6 protein-coding genes are annotated in these 6,768 nt (G+C 51.0%); 2 read left to right on the top strand and 4 right to left on the bottom strand.

All coding sequences use genetic code 11. The features are described 5' to 3' along the window. Positions 1 to 283: 283 nt before the first annotated feature. Positions 284 to 1,501 (top strand): pyridoxal phosphate-dependent aminotransferase, encoded by a 1,218-nt coding sequence (locus FH603_RS14645; RefSeq protein WP_186738273.1) that lies wholly within the window; start codon positions 284 to 286, stop codon positions 1,499 to 1,501. Positions 1,502 to 1,612: 111 nt separating this feature from the next. Here FH603_RS14645 and FH603_RS14640 read toward each other — a convergent pair whose 3' ends face one another. Then, a complete protein-coding gene (locus FH603_RS14640; protein ID WP_186738272.1) occupies positions 1,613 to 4,039 on the bottom strand; it encodes a TonB-dependent receptor in 2,427 nt (808 codons plus the stop codon). A gap of 108 nt (positions 4,040 to 4,147) precedes the next feature. Continuing rightward, the gene (locus FH603_RS14635; RefSeq protein ID WP_186738271.1) at positions 4,148 to 4,519 is read right to left on the bottom strand and encodes a hypothetical protein; all 372 of its coding nucleotides are present in this window, start codon (positions 4,517 to 4,519) and stop codon (positions 4,148 to 4,150) included. Between the two features lie 326 nt (positions 4,520 to 4,845). Between FH603_RS14635 and FH603_RS14630 the strand changes: the two genes are divergently transcribed. Beyond that, on the top strand, positions 4,846 to 5,022 hold the full coding sequence (locus tag FH603_RS14630; RefSeq protein ID WP_186738278.1) for a hypothetical protein: 177 nt from the start codon (positions 4,846 to 4,848) through the stop codon (positions 5,020 to 5,022). Between the two features lie 90 nt (positions 5,023 to 5,112). On the opposite strand, the gene FH603_RS14625 is transcribed toward FH603_RS14630, so the two are convergent. Then, the gene (locus FH603_RS14625; RefSeq protein ID WP_186738270.1) at positions 5,113 to 5,859 is read right to left on the bottom strand and encodes an RluA family pseudouridine synthase; all 747 of its coding nucleotides are present in this window, start codon (positions 5,857 to 5,859) and stop codon (positions 5,113 to 5,115) included. Between the two features lie 67 nt (positions 5,860 to 5,926). After that, positions 5,927 to 6,745, bottom strand: a complete 819-nt coding sequence (gene panB / locus FH603_RS14620; RefSeq protein WP_186738269.1) for a 3-methyl-2-oxobutanoate hydroxymethyltransferase — start codon at positions 6,743 to 6,745, stop codon at positions 5,927 to 5,929. Positions 6,746 to 6,768: the final 23 nt, after the last annotated feature.

The raw sequence follows: 6,768 nt of genomic DNA, 5'->3' as shown, positions 1-6,768 counted from the left end.
ATTGGAGTTTTACAGTGGCCAGCGCTGGAGATAAACTTAAAAGCTGGTATGAGAAAGTTAACCCAATAAATAAATCAGTCAATTCTAATTATTAAGTTGGAAGAGTACTAGCCACTGGCTGGCCAACGACATCACTAACCAGCCACTACCAGGGTCCTGCCGGACCACTGGCAGGGCAGCACTCGCTAACTGATTTTTAATTCCCCAACAACATGGCCCCTCCGCTGAAAAGACCTTACCTTTGTGGTTAGTTTGTTGTCATTTTCATAAAAACCACCCTGCTATGTCTGCCACGCTCGACACCGTGCGTTTGTTAGCCGACCGCATCAATGCGCTGGAAGAATCGTCCACGCTGGCGATGACCAAGAAAGCCCGCGAGCTAGCCGCGCAGGGCCACAACGTGATTAGTTTAAGCGTTGGTGAGCCCGATTTTAAAACCCCCGCCCACATCTGCGAAGCCGCCAAGAAAGCCATCGACGACGGCTTCCACGGTTACTCGCCCGTAGCTGGCTATCCCGATCTGCGCAAAGCCATCGCCGATAAATTCAAACGCGACAACAACATCGACTGGAAACCCGAGAACATCGTTGTTTCGACCGGTGCCAAGCATTCGCTGGCCAACGTCATTCAGGTGTTGATCAATCCCGGCGACGAGGTGCTGATCTTCTCGCCTTACTGGGTTAGTTACTCCGAAATGGTGAAACTGGCCGAGGGGAAAGCCGTTGTTGTGGATGGTTCGTTTGAGAACAACTTCAAAGTAACCCCCGAGCAGTTCGAAGCCGCTATCACCGACCGGACCAAGATCGTGATGTACGCATCACCGAACAACCCAACGGGCTCCATCTACTCAGAAGCCGAACTGCGCGCCATTGCCGACATCGTTGCCCGCCACGAGAACATCTACGTGCTGGCCGATGAGATTTACGAGTACATCAACTTCACACCCGAAGGTCACTTCAGCATCGGTTCCATTCCGGAAATTGCCGAGCGTGTGATTACGGTGAACGGCGTAGCCAAAGGCTTTGCCATGACCGGCTGGCGTATTGGCTACATTGGTGCCGCCAAATGGATTGCTGATGGCGTTGAGAAGTTGCAGGGTCAGGTAACCTCTGGTACCAACTCTATTGCTCAGAAAGCAACAGTGGCTGCTCTGAATGGCCCGCTGGAGCCCAGCATGGAAATGGCGAAAGCCTACCATCGTCGGCGCGACCTGGTGGTGAAATTACTACATGAGGTGCCGGGCTTCCGCACTAACGTACCCGAAGGTGCTTTTTACGCCTTCCCCGATATTAGCTCCTACTACGGCAAATCGGATGGAACGACGACGATCGAGAACTCCGACGATTTTGCGGGATGGCTGCTCAACACGGCTTTCGTTTCAACCGTAGCCGGATCAGGTTTTGGTGCCCCCAACTGCCTGCGGATTTCAACGGCTGCTTCCGACGAAGCCCTGACCGAAGCGGTAAGACGCATCAAAGAAGCCGTAGCGACGTTGAAATAAGGAGTAAAGGAGGAAGGGGAGGATGGAGGAAAGGGACGAAGGGAAAACAAAAATCTCCCTCATCCCTTTCCTCCATCCTCCCCTTCCTCCTTTACTGCCTCTCTTCCCCCTTCATTTTTCCTTTCCCAACGGCACAACGACCTTCGCGCTCACGTTGCGCCCCATATTGAAGACACCAGCCCGGCCCGTTGTTTCGTTCACCCCAAAATATTTAAGTCGGTTCTGGTGGCTCTGGTAGGCCACGTCGAATACGTTCTGCACCGTCAGGTAGAGCGAAAACAGCGTCCTATTTGCTTTCCCCCCCACAATATCTCCCCCGGCACCGAGGTTGATGAGCGTATAGCCGGGTGTTTGCGTTTCGGTACCATAGGCAAGCAGCGCCTGATTTTGCCGGGCATTGCTTTCTACTTCGACCTGAGCATACAGGTTATGCCAATGATTTCCAGCTTCGGCCTTTGTAAACTTCACTTGTGTGATGACGCGGGGCGGGGGTAAAAAAGGCAGGTACCGCGATGAATCAGCTGTGGCCGATAGGTTGCGCGATCGTACCAGCGAGTAAGAGCCTGTCAGATGAAACCACTTCGCCAGCTGCGGGTTGTAAATCACCTGGGCTTCACCACCAAAAAGAACGGCGTTTCCCTGGGTGTATCGGTACGTCAAAATCGGCCGCGAAGGGTCTACGATAGAGTCCCGGCCAAACCGGTCGAACACTTTCTCCGAGTAGGTGTAGTTGTTGATGCGGTTCTGGAACAGGCTGGCCGTAATATTCAGGCTGGGCGACTCGTAGTTGATACCCAGATCACCCTGCCAGGAGGTTTCTGAGCGTAGATTTGGACTCCCGATTTCATACCGGAAGGTCCCCGTATGTTCGCCATTAGCCGATAACTCCGGTGTTGAGGGTGCCCGAAATCCTCTGCCTAGGTTAGCCTTTACTGTCCATCGCCCCGACAAAGCATAGGTAGCCCCGAAACTTGCCGTTGGGTTGGAATAAGTCTTGTTCAAACCAGCAAAGCGGAGTTCACTTCCCGAGAAAGCTGCTTCGGCGAATATTCCGGCCGTATCGGCATAGAGCTGGTTGATGCGCATCTGCCGGATATCCATTCGGAGGCCGCCATTGACGGTAAGCCGGTCTGTTTTCTTCTGGGCAAACAGGAACAGGCCATTGTCCCAGGAACGGTAGCCCGGATAAAGCACCTGCGAACCCAGATTCTGATTGTACTGCCACAGTCCGTTACCCCCTACCGTAAAATCCCATCCCTGACGGCCACCGAAATAATATTTCAGGTCATAGAATACATTTTGCAGATAAAAATAAAGCGCGGGCTCTGGTGTGAGCGTCGTAGCAAATTCCTGACGCCGGTTCTGGCTATAGCTCATAATGGCCGAAAGACTACCTCCGCTCAGTTTGGCAAACGTATTCCACGAAATTTTGGCGTGATTCAGATTCTGGTAGTTGGCCAGATCGATGGCCCGGCCGTTCAACGTAGCGGCTGAAACAGGTTGCAGCGCTTCTGAATTGATACCAGTCCGTACGAGTTTAAGAAATCCGCCGTTGCGGTCGCGTTCTCCCGTAACGATATTGATGTCCTGATGAAAGTTGGATAGATATACCTGCGAGTATCCCCATTTCCGGTTGATACCAATGGTTCCATTCATATCCAATTCACGATAAGCCGATCCGTATACCCGGCCATCGTAACGATTTTGGTAATTACCCGCATTCTTGTGGCTCACCCGAACCCGGGCAAACAATCCTTTTTTAGTCGTCCCCTCCATTAATCCCGACAGGCCGAACATACCGTTGTTACTCTGGTAGTTCGTTAGCACCTGCCCGCGCCAGGCACCGGCTTCGGGCGGGCGGGCCGAGATAAGGCTCATCACACCCCCCAACCCATCGGAACCATACAGCAGACTACCTGAACCTTTGATAATCTCATACCGGTCAATGCTGTATTCGTCTACCTGGAGCGCATGCTCTTCGCCCCATTGATTATCTTCCTGCCGCACTCCATCGTGGACCGTGATGACCCGGTTAAAGCCCAACCCACGGATAACGGGCTTGGACAAACCCACGCCCGTTGTGATCTGAGACATCCCCGGCAGTTTACCAACGGCATCGACCAGATTGGTCGAACTGGTTTGCAGCCATTGGATCTTGTTATAGGTCATTATCGGAACCGGGCTATCCTTGACGGTAGCGCCGGTAGTAAGCCCGGTCACGATTACTTCCTGAAGCAAGCCCGCTTCAGGTTCGAGTACGAAATTAGTAGTTGTTTCGCCATCGGGAAGCCGGATCGTACGCAGCTGCGATTTATACCCTAAATAGCGTACCTGCACCTTATGAGAACCGGGGGGCACATCGGCCACGCGAAATAAACCGCTTGTGTCCGATGCGCTTCCTTTGCGCAGATCCGGAAAGTAAACCGTTACACCGGTAAGCGGTTCGCGGTTGGTCTTGTCAGTAATCAGACCCGTAAAAACGGCCTGGGCTGCTGCCAAACCAGGCAATAGCAGAAATAGAAGTAATAGTTGACGCATGAAACGTTGGATACCCGTTTGAGAATGAACCAGACGTATGCATTCGCAGCCCCACACCGATCAGATACCGGTGGGACAGAAGCGTTTGACATACAGAAAATAAAGGAATCAGACCCAATGCACCGGTGGTCCCCGGTGCCTGAACGCCACATGTGTGGTCTTGAAAGGAGAGGTAGTCTGGACTGCACCAACAGCGGTCAGCAATAGGACCATGACAGCTGCCAGCACCCACAAACCCGTATCTAAATTGTCATACAACGCATTTGTGAATGCGTCGAGCCAGATCAATTCATCGCGACTATGAGAATGGCTGGGAAACTGAGTGCCGGGCGATGACTTATAGGGGTGAGCATGGCAGATGATCGTTCCGTCCGCCAATCGGTGGGCATGGCGAAACACGACTCCGTTAACCAATACCGCCAGGTATAGGCTAAACAGGAAGTGAGCGATCCCGAACCGATATTTTCTTAAGCAGAACACCCTGATACTGAGGATTAGACTAATTTTAGCAGTAAAAGTAAGCGGATTGATGCATTAGTTGCTACGTCAATCCAAACCATTTTACAATTGATTATAGTCTGGCACAGAAATTGACAAACAACTTACGGTAACAAAAGTGACAATAGCTATACGTGCAATGGAACAAAACGACTATATTGTGTCGTAAAGTTTTTCACAGACTCCTTGTTTTTGTATTAAGCCAAGTTTATCTTTGAATATTGAAGGGATAATATTTATATCCACTTACCTACCGTCAGACACAAATAGACTTCCGTAAACTTAACTTTGAAACCCCTCTTGAACTGATGAAAAATGTCCGACTTTACATGATTTTTCAATGGGTCTTTTTCTTACCCATTATATTACCACTCTGCCTAATCTATGGAGCTATACGGGGCGCTATTCAGATGGCAGAGCGGGTGATGGAACAAATCGTTACAGACATCGTTCCGCAGCACGAAACACAGACTTCCGTCGACTGAGGTGTAGTGCAGGCGTATTTTATAAACTAACAAGAGCCGCATCTGCTCCTATGAGGACGATGCGGCTCTTTATTTTCGTTCGGTTCTGACTTACTCGAAGATGAAGTCCATATTCTTGTCTTTATAATTCTCATCATCCAGCTCCAGAAATTCCTCCCAGAATGGATCGGGGGGTAAAGCGGCTTTACAAATGATAGGGCGGTCAGGGGCACCAGCCTGCTTCACCGGATGAATAAAGTACAACCGTCGGGCGTGTAAATAAATCTTCTTGTCAGGAACGGCCCGGTCATAACCGTACTTCACGTCACCCCGAATTGGACAACCCATATGTGCCAGCTGAGCCCGAATCTGATGGGGCCTACCCGTAATAGGATTGACTTCAATAAGATAGTGTTCATTGATCTTTCCCATCAGCCGGTAGGACAACTCAGCCTTTTGCGACTTGGGCGCTTCATAATCATAGACCGTCACCTGGTTCTTCTGCTCATCTTTCACAAGCCAGTTCACCAGTTTGTCGGTGTCTTTGGGGGGTTTACGCCGTACTACGGCCCAGTAGGTTTTCTGTACCTGCCGTTTCCGAAAAATTTCGTTCATCCGTTCCAGCGCCTTCGACGTCCGGGCAAACACGACCAGGCCGCTCACCGGCCGGTCGAGCCGGTGGACCAACCCCAGGAACACCTCGCCGGGCTTATCGTACTTTTCTTTGACGTACTCTTTCAATACGTCGAGCAATGTCTCGTCGCCGGTGCGGTCACCCTGCACCAGAATGCCAGGTTCCTTATTGACAATCAGCAAGTGATTGTCTTCGAATACGACCTGAAATGGTTTTTTTTTCATAGGCTTAACCGGCTGATGCAGCCTGCTGGTATCCAGACCAACGACCTCATCAGCAGACTGTAATAACTTAATACGCTTCTTTCTCGTTCGGAAAATCGTTGCCTTTCACATCGTCGACATAATGGGCGATGGCTTCGGTCATGACCGTATGCAGATCGGCGTACCGGCGCAGAAACCGGGGTTTGAACTCGTTTGTAATACCCAGCAGGTCATGTACAACCAATATCTGACCATCGGCGTCGGGTCCAGCGCCAATACCGATGGTTGGGATGGTGAGGCTTTCAGAGACTTTTTTTGTTAGTGCCGCCGGAATCTTTTCAAGTACCAGACCAAAACAGCCAATGTCTTCCAGCATATGCGCATCATCCATTAACTTTTGAGCTTCGGCCTCTTCTTTAGCCCGCACGGCATACGTACCAAATTTATAGATCGACTGGGGTGTCAGGCCAAGGTGGCCCATAACGGGCACACCGGCGCTCAGGATACGAACAATGGAGTCTTTTATTTCAAGCCCCCCTTCCATCTTGACCGCATGGGCTCCCGACTCTTTCATAATCCGGATCGCCGACCGCAACGCTTCGGTCGAGTTGCCCTGGTATGATCCAAATGGCAGATCGACAACAACCAACGCCCGTTTAACACCACGTACTACCGAGCTGGCATGATAAATCATCTGGTCAAGGGTAATGGGCAGCGTTGTTTCATGCCCCGCCATTACGTTCGAAGCCGAATCTCCCACCAGGATCACTTCAACCCCAGCGGTATCGACTGCCTTTGCCATTGAAAAATCATAGGCTGTCAGCGCCGATATCTTCTCGCCTTTATTCTTGAGTTCCTGGATAGTATGCGTCGTGACGCGCTTGATGTCGGGGTTATGAACAGACATAGAGGTCAATAATTAGTTAGTTG

This window comes from Spirosoma utsteinense (assembly GCF_014282275.1).
Classification (GTDB): domain Bacteria; phylum Bacteroidota; class Bacteroidia; order Cytophagales; family Spirosomataceae; genus Spirosoma; species Spirosoma utsteinense.
This window is presented reverse-complemented; position numbering and strand designations above follow the sequence as displayed.